This is a genomic window from Halobacillus sp. A1, assembly GCF_024189295.1.
Lineage (GTDB): Bacteria > Bacillota > Bacilli > Bacillales > Halobacillaceae > Halobacillus_A.
Window position 1 is genome coordinate 1 of the sequence record NZ_JAIZEN010000070.1, and the last position, 488, is coordinate 488.

A 488-nucleotide genomic window follows, 5' to 3' on the forward strand; every position below is an offset into this window, starting at 1 on the left:
TTGGTCCCAAACCAAGTGCTCTACCAAGCTGAGCTACTTCCCGTAAGTAATGGCGCGCCCGAGAGGAGTCGAACCCCTAACCTTCTGATCCGTAGTCAGACGCTCTATCCAATTGAGCTACGGGCGCATGTTAAATTATGGTGCCGAGGGCCGGACTCGAACCGGCACGGTAGAAACCTACCGCAGGATTTTAAGTCCTGTGCGTCTGCCAATTCCGCCACCCCGGCATGACTTGCAAGTAAGGTTACTTAAATTTATTTATATTAACCTGTTAAGTATAGATGGAGCGGAAGACGGGATTCGAACCCGCGACCCCCACCTTGGCAAGGTGGTGTTCTACCACTGAACTACTTCCGCATATAATGCGGGTGGAGGGACTTGAACCCCCACGCCGTGAAGCACTAGATCCTAAATCTAGCGTGTCTGCCAATTCCACCACACCCGCAAATAAATGGTGAGCCATGGAGGGCTCGAACCTCCGACCCTCT

At 52.5% G+C, this 488-nt stretch carries 4 tRNA genes; all 4 read right to left on the reverse strand.

Annotated elements, in window-relative coordinates:
* Positions 1-50 precede the first annotated feature (50 nt).
* Positions 51-127: transfer RNA gene (locus LF817_RS20020), tRNA-Arg, on the reverse strand.
* 11 nt (positions 128-138) lie between these two features.
* Positions 139-227 (reverse strand) — tRNA-Leu (locus LF817_RS20025).
* Between the two features lie 55 nt (positions 228-282).
* Positions 283-357, reverse strand: a tRNA-Gly gene (locus LF817_RS20030).
* Between the two features lie 6 nt (positions 358-363).
* Positions 364-445 (reverse strand) — tRNA-Leu (locus LF817_RS20035).
* Positions 446-488 lie beyond the last annotated feature (43 nt).